Here is a 15,569-nt window from a genome sequence, read left to right as displayed (position 1 = left end):
ACCATGTACTTTGAACGTGCACACATCAGTGATGAGGAGCTGCTGAGTTTTTACAGGCAACTACTGTACCCCCGCCTGGTAGAAGAAAAAATGCTTCTACTCCTGCGGCAGGGTAAGGTGACAAAATGGTTTTCCGGCATAGGCCAGGAAGCGATTGCCGTCGGCGCTACATTAGCGTTGGATATGGATGAATGGATACTTCCCCTGCATCGCAACCTGGGCGTATTCACCACCCGGCAGATGTCCCTCCAGCAGTTGTTTCATCAATGGCAGGGTAGTCCGCTGGGCTTCAGCAAGGGACGCGAACGCTCATTTCATTTCGGCAGCCGCCAGCATCACATATGTGGCATGATCTCACACCTGGGTCCTCAACTCTCCATTGCGGACGGTATTGCTCTCGCACATAAACTTAAAAAGGAAAATAAAGTGGCCCTCGCTTTCACTGGTGAAGGCGGTACCAGTGAAGGCGAGTTCCATGAAGCGCTTAATGTGGCCGCTGTATGGGACCTCCCTGTTATCTTTCTTATAGAAAATAATGGCTATGGCCTGAGCACACCGGTAGAAGAACAATACCGCTGTGAGCAACTCGTACAACGCGCCGCAGGTTATGGTATGCGTGGTATGCGTATCAACGGTAATAACCTGCTGGAGGTCTACCACGCTATCAAAGAGGCCAAAAGACATGCGCTGCAGGAACAGCAACCCGTCCTGATCGAGGCCATGACCTTCCGTATGCGCGGTCATGAAGAGGCCAGCGGGACAAAGTATGTTCCCCCTGCCCTATTGGAAGAATGGGCCAAACAGGATCCTATCCTTCATTTTGAAGGCTTCCTCCAATACCTCCGCCTCCTGGACGATCATAAGATCAAAAACATCAGGGAACAACTGAAGCAGGAAATAGATAACGATATCCATGAGGCACTCTCTGCCACGTCTCCTGCCGTCAGTATTACGGATGAACTGAACGATATCTATGCGCCGGCCCTTCCGGCCATACCTCCTCCTGAAGATACACCTTCCCCGCAAAAACGGTTTATAGATGCGATCTCAGAAGGATTGCACCAGGCAATGGACCGCTATCCGAACCTCGTCCTTATGGGACAGGACATCGCAGAATACGGTGGTGCTTTTAAAATTACAGAAGGCTTCTCCACCATATTTGGGAGAGAACGGGTGAGAAATACCCCTCTTTGCGAAAGTGCCATCATTGGCGCCGGACTGGGATTGTCTATCATGGGCTTTAAGAGCATGATAGAAATGCAGTTTGCCGACTTCGTCAGCTGCGGCTTTAACCAGATCGTCAATAACCTGGCGAAGATACATTACCGCTGGGGCCAGACGGCAGATGTGGTGATCCGGCTCCCGGCAGGTGCCGGCGTTGGCGCCGGACCCTTCCACTCTCAGAGCAATGAGGCATGGTTCACACATGTACCTGGTCTGAAAGTGGTCTATCCCTCTACTCCGGCTGACGCAAAAGGACTGCTGCTGGCGGCTTTTGCCGATCCTAACCCGGTATTGTTCTTTGAACATAAAGCGCTCTACCGCAGTATCAGCGGACCGGTATCACTGGACTGGTACACAATAGAAATCGGGAAAGCAAAACTTATACGAAGCGGAGAAGATATCAGCATCATTACCTATGGTAGCGGTGTACACTGGGCGCTGGAATATGCACAGCAATACCCGGATATCTCTATGCACATCCTGGACCTCCGCTCCTTACTCCCGCTGGACTATGAAGCGATCAGGGCCGCTGTGGAAGCCACGGGAAAAGTACTCGTCCTGCATGAAGATACACTAACGGGTGGAGTCGGGTCAGAAATCAGTGCCTGGATAGCGGAACACTGTTTTTCCCTGCTGGATGCTCCGGTAATGCGTTGCGCAGGACTCGATACACCGGTGCCTTTTGCAGCTGAGCTGGAGAAAAATTTCCTCGCGAAAACGCGTATGCATCAATGCATACAGCAACTCATGAATTATTAGGCAGGTACGTATGTTGGGATTTTCCAGGATAATGCGCTAACTTGCAGCCCGGACCAATAAACATTTTTTTTATGTTGCTTGAAGTAATCAATAACGTAGAGACTACAGATTTTTACAGAGCTGGAGATAAGATCGCTCACTCTTTGACCTATGTTGTTATCATCGTGTTTGCTGCAATGTTCCTGTACGCAGCGATCAAGTACGCTAAACGCTAGTATTCAACAACTTAAGATATTCAAAAGCTGTTTTACTCCATTGTAAAATGGCTTTTTTTATGTCTTATTTTACCCTTACATATACCAGTTTCCCCATCTTGCGGCCGCTCTCCCTGATGTCTATTTCAAAATCATCAAAGCTTTTGATCAGCTGTAAAAGTTTGCTGTACCCATAGTTTCGGGCGTCAAAATCCGGTTGTTTCTTCAATAACAGATTCCCCAGTTCTCCCAGGTAAGCCCAGCCATCTTCATCTGCAATATCATTGATACTCGATCCCAGCATATTCACCAGTTCCTTGTCGGCCTTACTGATAGCCTTACTCTTCTCCTTTACGGTTTTCGGTTTCACGGACGCATCCTTTACCTCGCTTACCAGGATTTCAAGATAAATGAACTTATCACAAGCGGCCCTGAAGGCACTGGGCGTCTTCTTCTCTCCCAGTCCGAATACCCGCATCCCGGCCTCCCGCAAACGCGTAGCCAGACGGGTAAAATCACTGTCGCTCGTAATCAGACAAAAACCATCTACCCTGCCGGTATACAGAATATCCATCGCATCGATGATCATCGCAGAGTCGGTGGCATTTTTGCCGGACGTATAACTGTATTGTTGTATCGGGGTAATCGCATTGTCGAGCAACACTGTTTTCCAGCCAGCCAGCGTGGGTTTTGTCCAGTCCCCATAGATGCGCTTAAATGTGGGAATTCCATACTTGGCCACCTCTTCCATCATCTCTTTCACCTTGTTGTAAGGAATATTATCAGCGTCGATAAGGACAGCCAAACGGAGATCTTTGTTTTCCATACATGCCTTTATTGGGGTTGATAAACAAATTTAACACCAGCCTGCTGATAAAATAACATTAGTTGTAATTTTTCTGGTAAGCTCCTGTGTATAAATCCATTATCTGTAACTTTGTACTATGGATCAGTCGCCCGGGAGAGTTTACACCTTCCACTTCATTATGCTATGCCTCAGCAATGCACTGTTTTCCGCCAGCTTTAACATGTTGCTTCCGGAATTACCCGCTTATCTGACCCGGATGGGCGGTGAGGATTACAAAGGATATATTCTTGCCCTTTTTACCCTGATGGCAGGTTTGTCCCGTCCTTTCAGCGGTAAACTGACAGATACGATCGGTCGGGTACCGGTTATGATCTTTGGCTCATTGGTATGTGTGGTATGTAGCCTGCTTTATCCCCTCGTCAGCTCTGTAGGCGCATTCCTATTATTGCGCTTTTTCCATGGATTTTCTACCGGTTTTAAACCAACAGGTACTGCCGCTTATGTTTCTGACATTGTACCTGCTACCCGCAGGGCGGAAGCCATGGGAATGGTTGGCTTGTTCAGTACGATAGGTCTGGCACTCGGACCAGCCATCGGAGGGTACATTTCCACACAATGGAACATCCAGGTAATGTTTCAGATATCAGCCGTTTTTGCACTGTTATCAGTAGTAATATTGGTGGGTGGTATGCGGGAAACCCTGGCAGACAAGCAGGGCTTCAGATTGTCTACACTCCGGATCTCAAAAAGTGAGATCTTCGAACCATTGGTACTCGCGCCGGTGATCGTCACCTTCCTGACTTACCTGAGTTATGGCGCCCTGTTTACCATTATTCCCGACTTCAGCAGCCATTTGGGCATTCAGAATAAAGGACTCTTCTTCACCTTTTTTACGGCCGCCTCTATCGGCATCCGTTTGCTGGCAGGAAAGGTCTCTGATAAATACGGGCGTGTTCCCATTCTCAAGATCTCTTCTTTTACGATGGCAATCGCGGTCTTTGTACTGGCGGTAGCACATACGCCGGCCATGATGCTGACAGCCGCCATTATCTACGGCGTATCTGTAGGATTGAACTCCCCGGCGATCACTGCCTGGACGATCGATCTGGGACATCCGCAGTTTAAAGGACGGGCGTTAGCCAGCATGTATATTGCAATGGAGGCCGGTATCGGTCTGGGCGCATACCTGTCCGCGTTTATCTATCACAATGATACCCGCTTTTTCGCCCTCACCTTCTATTGTACAGCGGTGGTAACATTATTGGCCTCCGTATATCTGCTGTTCATTTATCACAACCGCAGGCTGCAGGTGATGTTGCGTTTTGTGCATATGCGGGCGCCAATCAGGCGCTTTCTTCGCTAAATCAGCTTATAACTTACCATAATAAGAAAGCCGTACACCTCAGTGTGTACGGCTTTCTCTATTAAAAGCATTACTGATCAATATTACAGCTGCTCGTACAGTGCGCGTAAACGCTCACGTGTCATCTGCTCTTTCCAGTCTTTGCCCAGGGCATTTTCCCACAGCGGCGCCATACCCAACGATACGTCAATCATGATGTTAAACTGTTCATCGGTCAGTCCTTTGGTAATACCCTGCGGAATGTCGATGTTATGTTTTTTCACCATTTCTTTGAACTCTTTCACGCCTTCCGGATAGAATTCTTCCAGCTTGTCAAATACGATACAGTTACCGATACCGTGTTTGGTTCCCAGCAGGTATGCCAGGCCATAGCTTACCGCATGTGCCACACCTACCTGGGAATAAGCGATACTCATACCGCCGGCATAAGAAGCCATCATCAGCTTCTCATCTGCATCATCATCCCACTGCTCTTTGTGCAGGAAAATCTCCTGGCAGAGGCGAAGCGCTTCTTCACCATAAGAACGGCTGAATGCATTCAGATAAGTACCCTGCAGGGATTCGATACAGTGAATATAGCAATCCATCGCAGTGTAGAATTGCTGGTTTACCGGTACGCCTTTGATTAATTCCGGATCGAGTACGATCTGGTCAAATGGTGTAAAGTCAGAGTTCATACCCAGTTTACGGGTAGGACCAGTCAATACACAGGTACGGCTTACTTCAGCGCCGGTGCCGGAAATGGTAGGGATACCTACTTTGTACACACCCGCTACTTTTACCAGGTCCCATCCCTGATAGTCCGCAGAAGAACCAGGGTTCTTCATCATCAGGGCTACGGCTTTGGCCATATCCATTACGGATCCGCCACCGATACCAATGATACCGCTTACTTCACCGAATTCCGCTTTCAGGTCGTCTCTTACCTTGTCTACGTATTTAGTCTTTGGTTCGTCGGTAACGTCGATGTATACGATTTTATCTTTGCCTCTCAGGGGAACACGTTTTGCAAACGCTTCATTTCCCTGAAAGAAGTGGTCTACGAAAAATATCATCGGCGCATCGCCCAGACGGCGGGGCGCCAGTATTTCGTCAAGCTGGTCAAACGCACCACGGCCAAACACCACATAATCAACCATTTTAAAATTCCTGAATTTCATCTCGGTGGTTTAATGTTTTAGTATTACAGTAATTTTTCTGCCTTCACCAGGTCTTCCGGCGTATCGATCTCCACGCCCATGTATTCAGTCACCACCATTTTCATGGAAATGCCATTCTCCAGGTAACGCAGACATTCGATCTTTTCAGCAGCTTCCAGCGGACTTACCGGCATTTTGGTAAAATCCATCAGCGTTTGCCTGCGGAAAGCGTAGATGCCGATATGTTCGTAATAAGTGGTCGCCACGTTTTTATCACGGGGATACGGGATCACCGAGCGGGAGAAGAAAAGGGCGTTGGATTTCTTATCAACGGCCACTTTTACATAGTTAGGATCTTCGATAGATTTCCAATCCTTCAGCACCTGCATCAATGAAGCCACCTGCACGTTCTTACCCTCTTCTCCTTCAAAAACCTGCAATAATTTCTCCAACGGTTCTTTCTGGGTAAAAGGTTCGTCACCCTGTACATTCACCACGATATCCACATCAGCACGATCTTCAATGGCTTCTGCAATACGATCGGTACCGCATTCGTGTTCCTTTTTGCTCATGATTGCTTTACCACCGTTACTTACAATTTCATTGTAAATAATGTCGTTGTCGCAAACCACCATTACCTCGTCAAACACACCGGTGTTAACGGTGCTTTCATAGGTACGCAGGATCACAGATTTGCCCCCCAGTTTTGCCATCAGCTTACCCGGAAACCGGGTAGCGCCATAGCGGGCAGGAATTAAGGCTACTTTCTTCATGGTGATATCTTATAAAGCGCTCTTTACTGCGTTCACCAATTTCTCTGCACGTTGCTGTATTTCTTCTTCGCTCCAACCGAGGTTGATAGGCGTACAGATACAACGGCTCATGATCGCGTCAGACACCGGGAACTGTTTTACTTTATACAGTTCCATTGCCTGTTGCAGTCCTGGTGCAAAACGGGACAATACAACGCTCTGTTTGAAGTGCTCCCAGTTACGGATGTAGTGCCAGTTATTGTCAAACCAGTAAAAGGCAGGCAGACCGGCAGCTTTCATAGCAGCGGCAGCCGCTCTTGCCTGTGATTCTTCCGGTAAGAAGAACGCCAGGAAAGTAGCACTGTCTCCTTCTGCATCAGGCAGACGGCGGAAGGTGACACCTGGTACGGTAGCCAGTGCATCCTTGAGTATTTTCTTTGTTTTACGCTGGATGCTGAGGAAGGTATCCAGTTTACGTACCTGCGCCAGCCCAACTGCTGCGTGCAGTTCGGAGATGCGGTAGTTGTATCCTACATATGGATGCAGGTCAGCGCCACGATCTACGCCCAGGTGGTCGTGACCATGGTCAGCATACGCGTCGCATTTCAGGTAAACGTCTTTATCGTTTGTAACAACGGCGCCACCTTCTGCGCAGGTGATGGTTTTTACAAAGTCAAATGAAAAAGCACCTGCGTGACCAATAGTACCCAGTGCTTTTCCTTTATAAGTACCGCCAAATGACTGGCAGGCATCTTCCAATAATATCAGGTTGTGTTTGTCGCAGATCGCTTTCAGTGCGTCGAGGTCAGCCATTGAGCCGCACATATGCACCGGCATTACGGCCTTTGTACGCGGTGTGATAGCCGCTTCCACCGCCTTGGGATCAAGTGTCAGCGTATCATCCACATCCACCAGTACAGGTGTTGCTCCAACAGAGAAAATACATTCAAAGCTGGCTACAAACGTGAAAGTAGGCATGATCACTTCATCTCCGGCGCCAATACCCAGAGCCGCCATTACAGTGGTCAGCGCAGCAGTACCGCTGGATACCAGGTGTGTATGGCTTACGTTCAGTTTTTCAGAAATGGCCTGTTCAAGTTCCTTAGCTTTCCAGATGCCTTTACGGGGACCATCAAAGCCGTAACGCATAAAAATGCCTGTATCTAATACATCATTTATTTCCTTGCGTTCTTCCGGGCCAAAAAATTCATATCCGGGCATAAGTTGTTGATTTTTGCAAATGTAGTACAATCATATTGCCCGTCCTCGCAAAAACTGTTTATCTTTTACTAAAAATTACCATGCGTTTAGTGCTGTTCCTTATTCTGTTGACGGCTCCGTTTGCCGGCCTCCATGCCCAGCAGCCGCAGTCTGCGATCAAGGCCTTATTACAGAAACAAACAGATTCCTGGAACCAGGGCGACCTGGACGCCTTTATGAGTACCTACTGGAAATCAGACTCCCTGATATTTATCGGTAAACGAGGCCCGACCTATGGCTGGCAGGCCACACTGGATAATTATAAACGCTCTTATCCGGACACAGCTGCCATGGGCAAGCTGAATTTCAATTTACTGGAAATGAAAGCATTAGCCGCTGATACCTGGTTTGTGGTGGGTAAATGGCACCTCACAAGGACAATTGGGGATCTGGAGGGACACTTTTCCCTGCTGATAAAGAAAATCAAGGGTAACTGGAAGATCATTGCCGACCATAGTAGCTAAAAAAAGAAAACCATCCCATGAATGGGACGGCCTGCTATACACCACAACATTAAAGAAGAAGTTCTACTAATTCGTTTTTCCTCAGTTGGATATTAAGGTTAATCTAATAAATCTATGGTAACGATTTAGTCTTTATTATCTTGATCGCGCACCACTGCATTTTCCTTTTCAGGTTCTTCGGAGAGATCTCCGTGTAGCGGATTGCGGCTATTATCTGCTTTACTTGTCTTTAACACTTCAACGGGATGCTGTTCCGGCTGGTTATACTCTTCAGAAGAGTTCTTTTCGTCTTTTTCTTTTTCACTTAGCATATGTTCCGTTTTAGAATGTTTGCTTGTCGATTACACTTTATACTTTGCAAAGTCTGTTCCAGCTATGAAATCCTTGATAAATAGGCATTCCCTTACAGTTCTGAGTAATGCATTCCACAAAACGCGCCCCAAACCGTTGTGAGCGATGTACAGCATCCTCCACATCATAATAGTAGCCGCGTTTGGTGCAATAGATTGCAAGACCTAATGCCTATACGTTTTAGCAGAATTTTTAGCAGCTTAAAACACCCGTCAAAATCTACTTATTTAAGTACAAAATGGCCACTGCAGAGGAAGTGCGGTGTAAGGGGGTATCTTTTTTTAACATTTTGCTTACCTGCAGATGGCATAGACTTTGAATATTATATAATCCGCCCGTGTTGATACCATGATAGTTATACCTCAGCAATTCATGACAGTTACCCTGAAGCATTGACACGGAACAGGAATCGAAAATTGGCAACTTGGATATTACTACTACATATAAATTCAATAACAATTATAAAAATGCTACTATGAACATCCGGGGATACCAGTGGTCGGTACTGAAAAAACTGCTGAAACAGCGGTTTACAGAACTTTCAGACGAAGATCTAGTGTTTGAAAGAGGTAAAGAAAGGGAGCTGTATGTCAGACTTGAACGTAAAACAGGAAAGTCTGAGGAAGATGTTGCCCGCATCATAAAAGGTATGCAACAAGCATATTTGCAGCAGACAACATTGCTGTAAGGATTGTAGTGATCAATTGTGACTTTACTGAGAACGGAAGTTCGATGTGTAAATCTTCATGATTGATCACTTCTTTTTTTTGTTAATAATTGTCCTGGACATGGCCATTCTTCCGCCACATCTTTATTACAATAGCCAGATAACCAGCAAGGGAAAGCACCAGCCAGCTGTAAAAGAAAATCATTCTCCCGGGAGTTGATTCTTCCGGAATGGCAAAACCTAAATATAACCCCAGGAACACATTCACCATCATCCAGAAAAAACCGAGGAATACTGTCCTCATTATTCTGACGAAATATTGCACAATCCTCATATCAAATGGTTCCTTCCTGTCCTGTTGTGGCTCCTGTGACTCCATATCTGATCTTTTTTGATAAATTAAGGAAGACATAATTTCCGCAATGCCAGGCTATCTCCTCTGAATACGTTAAAGTCAACGGTTGTACGGATACCATTCACCCTGCCGATATCGCTATGCTGCCAGAATAACCACTGTCTCTTTGTCGAAGGTCGTTCTTTCTGATAATAATGCGCCAGCCATAATGGATACTTGTCAAACTCCTCTCCGAGATAAGTCTCGTAAAAGTGTATGTTGGTATAAATGATCGGTTTCACACCGTAGGCCTTTTCCATTTCCTCCAGCCAGATCCTGGCAGTAGAGCGGATCACCGCCGCCGGCTGGTTATTATGTACTTCTATATCCAGCACAGGCGGTAAATCGCCCGATTCGAGCTGTACCACATTCTGAAAATTAATCACCTGCTTCAGCGGATCTCTCGTAGAATAAAAGAAGTGATAAGCGCCCCGTACAATACCGGCCTTCCTGGCCTTCTGCCAGTTTGTTTTAAATGAGGCATCCTGACGGGTAATCCCCTCAGTCGCCTTTATGAACGCAAATGATATATGGATCCTGTCCACCTGCATCTGCTCTACAGCAGACCAGTTGATATTCTTCTGGAACTTCGATACATCAATTCCATGAATGGAATAATTCACCGGCATATCAATACCAAATTCTTCGTATCGTACAAAATTGATGGCATCTTCTTTGTCCAGCCACCATAGCCAGCCACCAGCAGCCAGACATAGGAGGAATAAAAAGACGAAAACCAGACGCCTGGACTTCTTAATTCGGAGTTTTGACACTTTTAAACTGATTCAGCTTTCGCATTAAATAGGAAGGTTTTCCAAATTTCACAGCAAGTATAATTATTATTATACATAACCCGCGTAGTTATCTTATTTTTACAATAATAAGTGATGTTGTTATGCCAGAATTTAATCTTAACGATAGCCTCAATCTGCTTTCCAAGTTCACGCCTCGCCGTATCTGGAACGCCGGTAAGGTACTGAGTAGTTATTTTGTAAGCAAGTGGACCGGTAAGCCTGTACAATGGGGTTATCCTATATCCGTATCTTTTGAACCGACAACATCCTGTAACCTGAGATGCCCCGAGTGTCCCAGTGGTCTCCGCGCTTTTACCCGCCCTACAGGTATGCTGCAGCAGGACTTTTTCAGGAAGACAATCGACGAGATCTATAAAGAATTATTATACCTGATCTTCTATTTTCAGGGTGAACCTTACCTGAATCCAGGCTTCCTGGAAATGGTAAAGTATGCACATGACAAAGGGATCTATACCGCTACCTCTACCAACGCGCATTACATGACAGATGAAAATGCCCGTAAAACAGTGGAAAGTGGTCTGGACAGATTGATCATCTCTATTGACGGTACCACCCAGGATGTGTATACGCAATACCGTGTAGGGGGTAATCTTGAGAAAGTGATCCAGGGTGCAAAGAATATCGTGAAGTGGAAAAAAGAACTGAACTCCAAGACGCCATTTGTGTTCTTCCAGTTCCTCGTCGTGAAACCCAATGAACACCAGATTGAGGATATCAAACAACTGGCGAAAGAGATCGGTGTAGATGAAGTACGATTCAAGACCGCACAGGTATACGATTATGAAGAAGGCAACCGCCTGATTCCTACCATTGATAAATACAGCCGTTACCATCGCAAAGAAGATGGCACTTATGCTATCAAAAATAAGATGGGTAACCATTGCTGGCGCTTATGGCACTCTCCGGTAATTACCTGGGATGGGCTTGTAGTACCTTGCTGTTTTGATAAAGATGCACAGCATAAACTGGGAGATCTCAAGAAGGAGTCCCTGAAAGAGTTGTGGCACAATGATAAGTATATTCAATTCAGAACACAGATCCAGAAAGGACGCGCCAATATCGATATTTGCGCTAACTGTAGTGAAGGAACAAAGGTTTGGGGGTAACAAACCTTCAACCTTTTAATCTTCTTCTTCCCGCTCTGCCGCAGCTTTTGCCTTTTTCTTCTTGCTGCGGCTTTTCCGGAATTTGTCAAACAGGTTAATGCCCATACGGACACCTGCAAACTCCAGCGCTGTCATTAATGCGCTGGTTGTAAATGATTTAAAACTGCCGCTCTGCCAGGCAACTTTTGCGACACGTCCTACTATGCCCAGTACGCCCGAATGTTTCGCGCTTCCCGGGATAACGGAATTCAATGCCATTTTTCCATAGTTACCTTTTAGATGATCCACCCTGTTTCCCAATTCATTTTCAAGTGCCTTGGAACGCTTTTTCAGGCGGATAATTTCCTTTTGTAACAGGTCTTGGCTCGTTACTTTCACCTTGGGCATGTGTAAAAGTTTATCATGAATGCTTTCAACGTTGTTATAGTTGTTCGTATAATTCTTCCTCTTCTTCGTCTTCAGACCGCTTTATGGCACCTGCTTCTTTTTCTTTGTCTTCGTCGTCCTTCTCCTCCATTTCCATTTCATTCAGCAATTCCTTCACCAGCATATTGGATAAAGGAATCTGAATGAGCGGTTTTCTGAATACCAGTATGATGCCCAGCAGTATTACAAACAGACCTGCAGAGCAGGAAAATCCTAATGTAAAACTGTTGGTCATTTCACCGATCCAGAATCCCAGCACCATGCCCAGGAATACGATCACAAAAAAGAACAGCAGGAAAGCCAGTATCAGTGAGAAGAAAAGCCCTAAGGCTTTCGATAGCTTTCCTGCTGCCTGAAGCTTAATCAGGTCCAATCGGGTTTCAAGGTACTCCTTTGCAACCTTGCCGGTCTGATTGAAGTAATTGCTGAAATTATCTTCCATGCAAAATTTTTTTGTACAAGCAGGGGTTATGCTAACTCATTTTCCAATGCATCCTCATATTGTTCCTTCTTCTTCTTGAACTTGTCTTTCAGCTTGTCTGCCTGGTATTTCAGCTTATCGACCAATTCATCTTTCTTGTCAGAATTCAGGAAGTAACCAACTGCTACCCCTACTGCTGCGCCAACAATGAATGATACAACTGCTTTTGAACTGTTGCTTGCCATAAAATAAAGTTTTAAGAGTGAAACAATGATTTAACAATCGTACTGTACAGGGAACAAACATTATTCCAATAATTCCGATCTGATTAGAATAACTGTTAAAGAAATTTTATTCATTACTGATACATGTTCAATAATCTGCAATGTTTAAACACTTTACAGCCATTAATAGTTTAGTTTTATAGTACCTGAAAATATTGCCGTGAACGGTATTCTTTTTGCACGATAGCTATATCTCTTGACAGAATAACCTTTAACCTCATGAGCGTAATAGACAACGAGCGTATAAAACAAGTCAGCTTCCTGCTTATCATTCTGCTACTGGCATATGTACTGTTCAAAGAATTGTATACATTTTTCCCCGGATTCCTCGGCGCTGTTACCATGTATATACTAAGCAGGAAATTTATGTTCCGGCTGGTAGAAAAACGTAACTGGAAAAAGAGTGCCGCTGCCGCGTTACTCATGGTGCTCTCCTTTATCATCGTTCTACTGCCCTTTGGTATGCTGATCAATATGCTTACGGATAAGATCGGATACGCCGTATCTCATTCGCAGGAAATGGTCGCTGGTATTGAAAAGCTGAATGTTCGCATAAAGGAATCTACCAACTTTGATGTGTTGTCACAGGTAAAACTGGAACGTCTGCAAGGTTACCTTACATCCGTACTGCCAACCTTGCTGGGCGCCACTTTCAATACACTAACTGCCATCGCTATACTCTATTTTATTCTGTACTTCATGCTTGTGAACGCCAGGGAAATGGAAGCATGGTTGTATGAGTACATTCCATTGAAAGATGAGAACGTGCTCCGCCTGGGGACAGAATTCCATAAACTGGTGATTGCCAATGCTGTCGGGATCCCCGCTATTGCGCTCATCCAGGGCGTCGTGTCTCTGATAGGATATTTTATATTCCAGGTACCACAGCCTGTTTTCTGGTTTGCCGTAACCTGTTTTACGGCTATGCTACCTGTAGTAGGCGCGGCTGCTGTATATGTTCCTATGGGACTTTATCTGCTTGGTACCGGTATGACCTGGCAGGGCATCGGCGTGCTGGTATATGGCTTTGCGGTCGTAGGTACTTCGGATAATATATTCCGTTTTGTATTAGCCAAGCGAATCGGAGATGTACATCCGCTGATCACGGTATTTGGAGTGCTGATAGGTGTGAATCTCTTCGGTTTTATCGGACTGATCTTTGGTCCTTTACTGATCTCAATGTTTATCCTGCTACTGGAGATCTACTCAAATGAATTCTTCACAAAGAAGCGCGAAGTGCGTATCAAACAGTGAGTTATTTATAATAATTATTCTCTGCAATATAGGCCGCTACATTGTCCGGCACCATGTAACGGATGGGCTTTCCCTCCTGTATCCATTTACGGATATCAGTAGAGGAAATATCCAGCATCGGTGCCTTTAATATCTCCACCTGTGCGCCATGCGTTTCTGTCACTTCATGACCGGGACGCAGGTAAACACAGATAGGATAATGCTGAATGATGTGTTGATAGTTTTTCCAGCGGGTTATGTTCTTGAAGCTGTCGCTTCCCATGATAATGACGAACTCCTGCGTGGGGAATTTCTCTGACAGATAAGTCAGTGTATCTATGGTAAAAGAAGGCCTGGGCAGCGAAAATTCGATATTGCTTGCTCTTAATTTGGGTTCGTCCTTAATGGCCAGTTCCACCAGATGAAAACGGGTATGCTCATTCAATAATGATCCAGCTGGTTTTAGTGGGTTTTGTGGTGAAACCACTAACCATACTTTATCAAGGTCTGAATTGTATGCTATATAATTCGCTATTATCAGGTGTCCGGTATGTACAGGATTAAATGATCCAAAATACAAGCCTATCTTCATGCCCCGGTTTTTTGAGCGTGAAAGTAGTGAATAATAAGGACATATATATATGTATCCTTATGAGAGCGGTTTGAACTGTTCAAACATCATCCCGCATTCCTTGCAAAAATGCAGCGCTCTGCAAAGCGCAGATCCAAAGGGAGAACGCAGATAGGTATTTTCACTGCCACAATGCGGACAGCTTACTTTGATCAGCATATCGAGGTTGACCTCGCCTTCATGTTTTCCCGGAGGTGCAATACCATAGTTGCGTAACTTCTCTTTCGCGGTTTCCGTCAGCCGGTTGCTGTTCCAGTTCATCTCTTTGTCAACGGTAACAAAGGCGGGCATCTGCAATTCTCTTTCTACTGCATTCGTGATGTTTTCTTTGATCACATCGATCGCCGGACACGCAGAAAAAGTAGGGATCATTTTAACGTGTACTCCTTCCAGATCAACCTTTACATCGGTGATCATACCCAGCTCTAGTACGCTCAGTACAGGGATCTCAGGGTCCATAACGTGGTCCAGGGCATTGTAAACAGCCTGTAATGTGGTAATTGTTTGCATATCCGTTTTTTCTACCAGGTAGCTTCCGGATCCAACCGGAATACTTCTCCCATTTCGTTTAATAATTGTTGCAGATGTTCTGTATGCTGTCCCTTCCGTCCGCCATAAACCGGTGCGGTCATGGTCGGGATGGTAAGTCCGGCTTTTTCTATAACGGGTGATATATTGTTCAGCCATTGTTGGTATAAAGCCGCTTCGCCAGGATACACCATTTCCGCAATCAGTAATTCCTCTGCTTCTCCTGGTTCAAAAATGCCGCCAGCCAGCTGGAAACAATTATCCAGAGCCTGCTGCATCCGCTTTTTACTCTCTGCTCCTGCTGTGCACAGTTGCAATATCCATGCATCTGCATGGAGTGTATGATACTTCAACTCGCCCTTTATCTTAGCTGCCAGTTGCCGTAACGGTGTGAAACTGCTCTGTGAAAAAGACTGGTAACGTACCGTCTCTGCATGATCAAACAGGAAGTGCCGCATCAGGCTGAAATCGTAGGAACCGATCGGCATTTCTGCGAGGTGACTACATTTGAAATCTGCCGCTTCTCGCATAAACGCAAACTGATCAGGATCGCTGCCATTAAAATGTTCCTGTAGTATACGATAGAGTGCCCAGGCATGACCGATCTTGTCCTGTGCCATGGAGGAAAATGCAATATCTTCTTCCATAACCGGACCTAAGCCGGTCCATTCTGAATTGCGATGGCCAATTATCAGTTCATCATCCGCTATTTTGATAAGCAGTTCGGGTAATGCTTGTTCTAATTGCATT

20 protein-coding genes are annotated in these 15,569 nt (G+C 45.6%); 7 read left to right on the top strand and 13 right to left on the bottom strand.

Features of this window, described 5'->3' with window-relative positions:
* Positions 1-3: 3 nt before the first annotated feature.
* Both CPIN_RS03975 and CPIN_RS38885 read left to right on the top strand, forming a co-directional pair.
* Positions 4-1,983 (top strand): alpha-ketoacid dehydrogenase subunit alpha/beta, encoded by a 1,980-nt coding sequence (locus CPIN_RS03975; protein WP_012788482.1) that lies wholly within the window; start codon positions 4-6, stop codon positions 1,981-1,983.
* A 71-nt stretch (positions 1,984-2,054) separates the two neighbouring features.
* Entirely contained in the window at positions 2,055-2,198 is a 144-nt protein-coding gene (locus tag CPIN_RS38885; RefSeq protein ID WP_012788481.1) for a hypothetical protein, read from the top strand.
* Between the two features lie 64 nt (positions 2,199-2,262).
* On the opposite strand, the gene CPIN_RS03970 is transcribed toward CPIN_RS38885, so the two are convergent.
* A complete protein-coding gene (locus CPIN_RS03970; protein WP_012788480.1) occupies positions 2,263-3,003 on the bottom strand; it encodes an NYN domain-containing protein in 741 nt (246 codons plus the stop codon).
* A 118-nt stretch (positions 3,004-3,121) separates the two neighbouring features.
* Here CPIN_RS03970 and CPIN_RS03965 point away from each other — a divergent pair, with 118 nt between their 5' ends.
* A complete protein-coding gene (locus CPIN_RS03965; RefSeq protein ID WP_012788479.1) occupies positions 3,122-4,348 on the top strand; it encodes an MFS transporter in 1,227 nt (408 codons plus the stop codon).
* Between the two features lie 83 nt (positions 4,349-4,431).
* Here the strand turns inward: CPIN_RS03965 and CPIN_RS03960 are convergent, their stop codons facing one another.
* The 3 genes from CPIN_RS03960 to CPIN_RS03950 are packed head-to-tail and all read right to left on the bottom strand — an operon-like array spanning position 4,432 to position 7,460.
* Positions 4,432-5,508, bottom strand: coding sequence for an iron-containing alcohol dehydrogenase family protein (locus tag CPIN_RS03960; protein WP_012788478.1), 1,077 nt, complete (start codon positions 5,506-5,508; stop codon positions 4,432-4,434).
* A gap of 23 nt (positions 5,509-5,531) precedes the next feature.
* Positions 5,532-6,260, bottom strand: coding sequence for a 3-deoxy-manno-octulosonate cytidylyltransferase (gene kdsB, locus CPIN_RS03955; RefSeq protein WP_012788477.1), 729 nt, complete (start codon positions 6,258-6,260; stop codon positions 5,532-5,534).
* Positions 6,261-6,269: 9 nt separating this feature from the next.
* Positions 6,270-7,460 (bottom strand): DegT/DnrJ/EryC1/StrS family aminotransferase, encoded by a 1,191-nt coding sequence (locus CPIN_RS03950; RefSeq protein WP_012788476.1) that lies wholly within the window; start codon positions 7,458-7,460, stop codon positions 6,270-6,272.
* Between the two features lie 80 nt (positions 7,461-7,540).
* Here CPIN_RS03950 and CPIN_RS03945 point away from each other — a divergent pair, with 80 nt between their 5' ends.
* Entirely contained in the window at positions 7,541-7,963 is a 423-nt protein-coding gene (locus CPIN_RS03945; RefSeq protein ID WP_012788475.1) for a YybH family protein, read from the top strand.
* 125 nt (positions 7,964-8,088) lie between these two features.
* On the opposite strand, the gene CPIN_RS03940 is transcribed toward CPIN_RS03945, so the two are convergent.
* Positions 8,089-8,274: a hypothetical protein gene (locus CPIN_RS03940; protein ID WP_012788474.1), complete on the bottom strand. Its 186-nt coding sequence runs from the start codon at positions 8,272-8,274 to the stop codon at positions 8,089-8,091.
* 515 nt (positions 8,275-8,789) lie between these two features.
* Here CPIN_RS03940 and CPIN_RS03935 point away from each other — a divergent pair.
* Complete coding sequence (locus CPIN_RS03935) at positions 8,790-9,002, top strand: hypothetical protein (protein WP_012788473.1); 213 nt, start codon at positions 8,790-8,792, stop codon at positions 9,000-9,002.
* Positions 9,003-9,084: 82 nt separating this feature from the next.
* Here CPIN_RS03935 and CPIN_RS03930 read toward each other — a convergent pair whose 3' ends face one another.
* Together CPIN_RS03930 and CPIN_RS03925 are read right to left on the bottom strand one after the other, a co-directional pair.
* The gene (locus CPIN_RS03930; protein ID WP_012788472.1) at positions 9,085-9,360 is read right to left on the bottom strand and encodes a hypothetical protein; all 276 of its coding nucleotides are present in this window, start codon (positions 9,358-9,360) and stop codon (positions 9,085-9,087) included.
* Positions 9,361-9,380: 20 nt separating this feature from the next.
* Complete coding sequence (locus CPIN_RS03925; RefSeq protein WP_012788471.1) at positions 9,381-10,148, bottom strand: glycoside hydrolase family 25 protein; 768 nt, start codon at positions 10,146-10,148, stop codon at positions 9,381-9,383.
* A 122-nt stretch (positions 10,149-10,270) separates the two neighbouring features.
* Here CPIN_RS03925 and CPIN_RS03920 point away from each other — a divergent pair, with 122 nt between their 5' ends.
* Positions 10,271-11,296: an SPASM domain-containing protein gene (locus CPIN_RS03920; RefSeq protein WP_012788470.1), complete on the top strand. Its 1,026-nt coding sequence runs from the start codon at positions 10,271-10,273 to the stop codon at positions 11,294-11,296.
* A 15-nt stretch (positions 11,297-11,311) separates the two neighbouring features.
* Here CPIN_RS03920 and CPIN_RS03915 read toward each other — a convergent pair whose 3' ends face one another.
* The 3 genes from CPIN_RS03915 to CPIN_RS03905 are packed head-to-tail and all read right to left on the bottom strand — an operon-like array spanning position 11,312 to position 12,388.
* Positions 11,312-11,683 carry a hypothetical protein gene (locus tag CPIN_RS03915; RefSeq protein WP_012788469.1) on the bottom strand — a complete coding sequence of 124 codons (372 nt, stop codon included), beginning with the start codon at positions 11,681-11,683 and terminating at the stop codon, positions 11,312-11,314.
* Positions 11,684-11,717: 34 nt separating this feature from the next.
* A complete protein-coding gene (locus tag CPIN_RS03910) occupies positions 11,718-12,164 on the bottom strand; it encodes a hypothetical protein (RefSeq protein WP_012788468.1) in 447 nt (148 codons plus the stop codon).
* A 26-nt stretch (positions 12,165-12,190) separates the two neighbouring features.
* Complete coding sequence (locus CPIN_RS03905) at positions 12,191-12,388, bottom strand: YtxH domain-containing protein (RefSeq protein WP_012788467.1); 198 nt, start codon at positions 12,386-12,388, stop codon at positions 12,191-12,193.
* Between the two features lie 258 nt (positions 12,389-12,646).
* Here CPIN_RS03905 and CPIN_RS03900 point away from each other — a divergent pair, with 258 nt between their 5' ends.
* On the top strand, positions 12,647-13,681 hold the full coding sequence (locus CPIN_RS03900; protein WP_012788466.1) for an AI-2E family transporter: 1,035 nt from the start codon (positions 12,647-12,649) through the stop codon (positions 13,679-13,681).
* 1 nt (position 13,682) lies between these two features.
* On the opposite strand, the gene nadD is transcribed toward CPIN_RS03900, so the two are convergent.
* The 3 genes from nadD to paaC are packed head-to-tail and all read right to left on the bottom strand — an operon-like array spanning position 13,683 to position 15,568.
* Positions 13,683-14,252: a nicotinate (nicotinamide) nucleotide adenylyltransferase gene (nadD, locus tag CPIN_RS03895; RefSeq protein ID WP_012788465.1), complete on the bottom strand. Its 570-nt coding sequence runs from the start codon at positions 14,250-14,252 to the stop codon at positions 13,683-13,685.
* A 57-nt stretch (positions 14,253-14,309) separates the two neighbouring features.
* Positions 14,310-14,801, bottom strand: a complete 492-nt coding sequence (gene paaD / locus CPIN_RS03890; protein WP_012788464.1) for a 1,2-phenylacetyl-CoA epoxidase subunit PaaD — start codon at positions 14,799-14,801, stop codon at positions 14,310-14,312.
* Between the two features lie 11 nt (positions 14,802-14,812).
* Positions 14,813-15,568, bottom strand: coding sequence for a 1,2-phenylacetyl-CoA epoxidase subunit PaaC (gene paaC, locus CPIN_RS03885; protein WP_012788463.1), 756 nt, complete (start codon positions 15,566-15,568; stop codon positions 14,813-14,815).
* Between the last annotated feature and the right edge of the window lies 1 nt (position 15,569).

It is taken from the genome of Chitinophaga pinensis DSM 2588 (assembly GCF_000024005.1).
Classification (GTDB): domain Bacteria; phylum Bacteroidota; class Bacteroidia; order Chitinophagales; family Chitinophagaceae; genus Chitinophaga; species Chitinophaga pinensis.
Note: the sequence above shows the minus strand (reverse complement) of the source record. Positions and strands in the feature narration are given on the sequence as shown.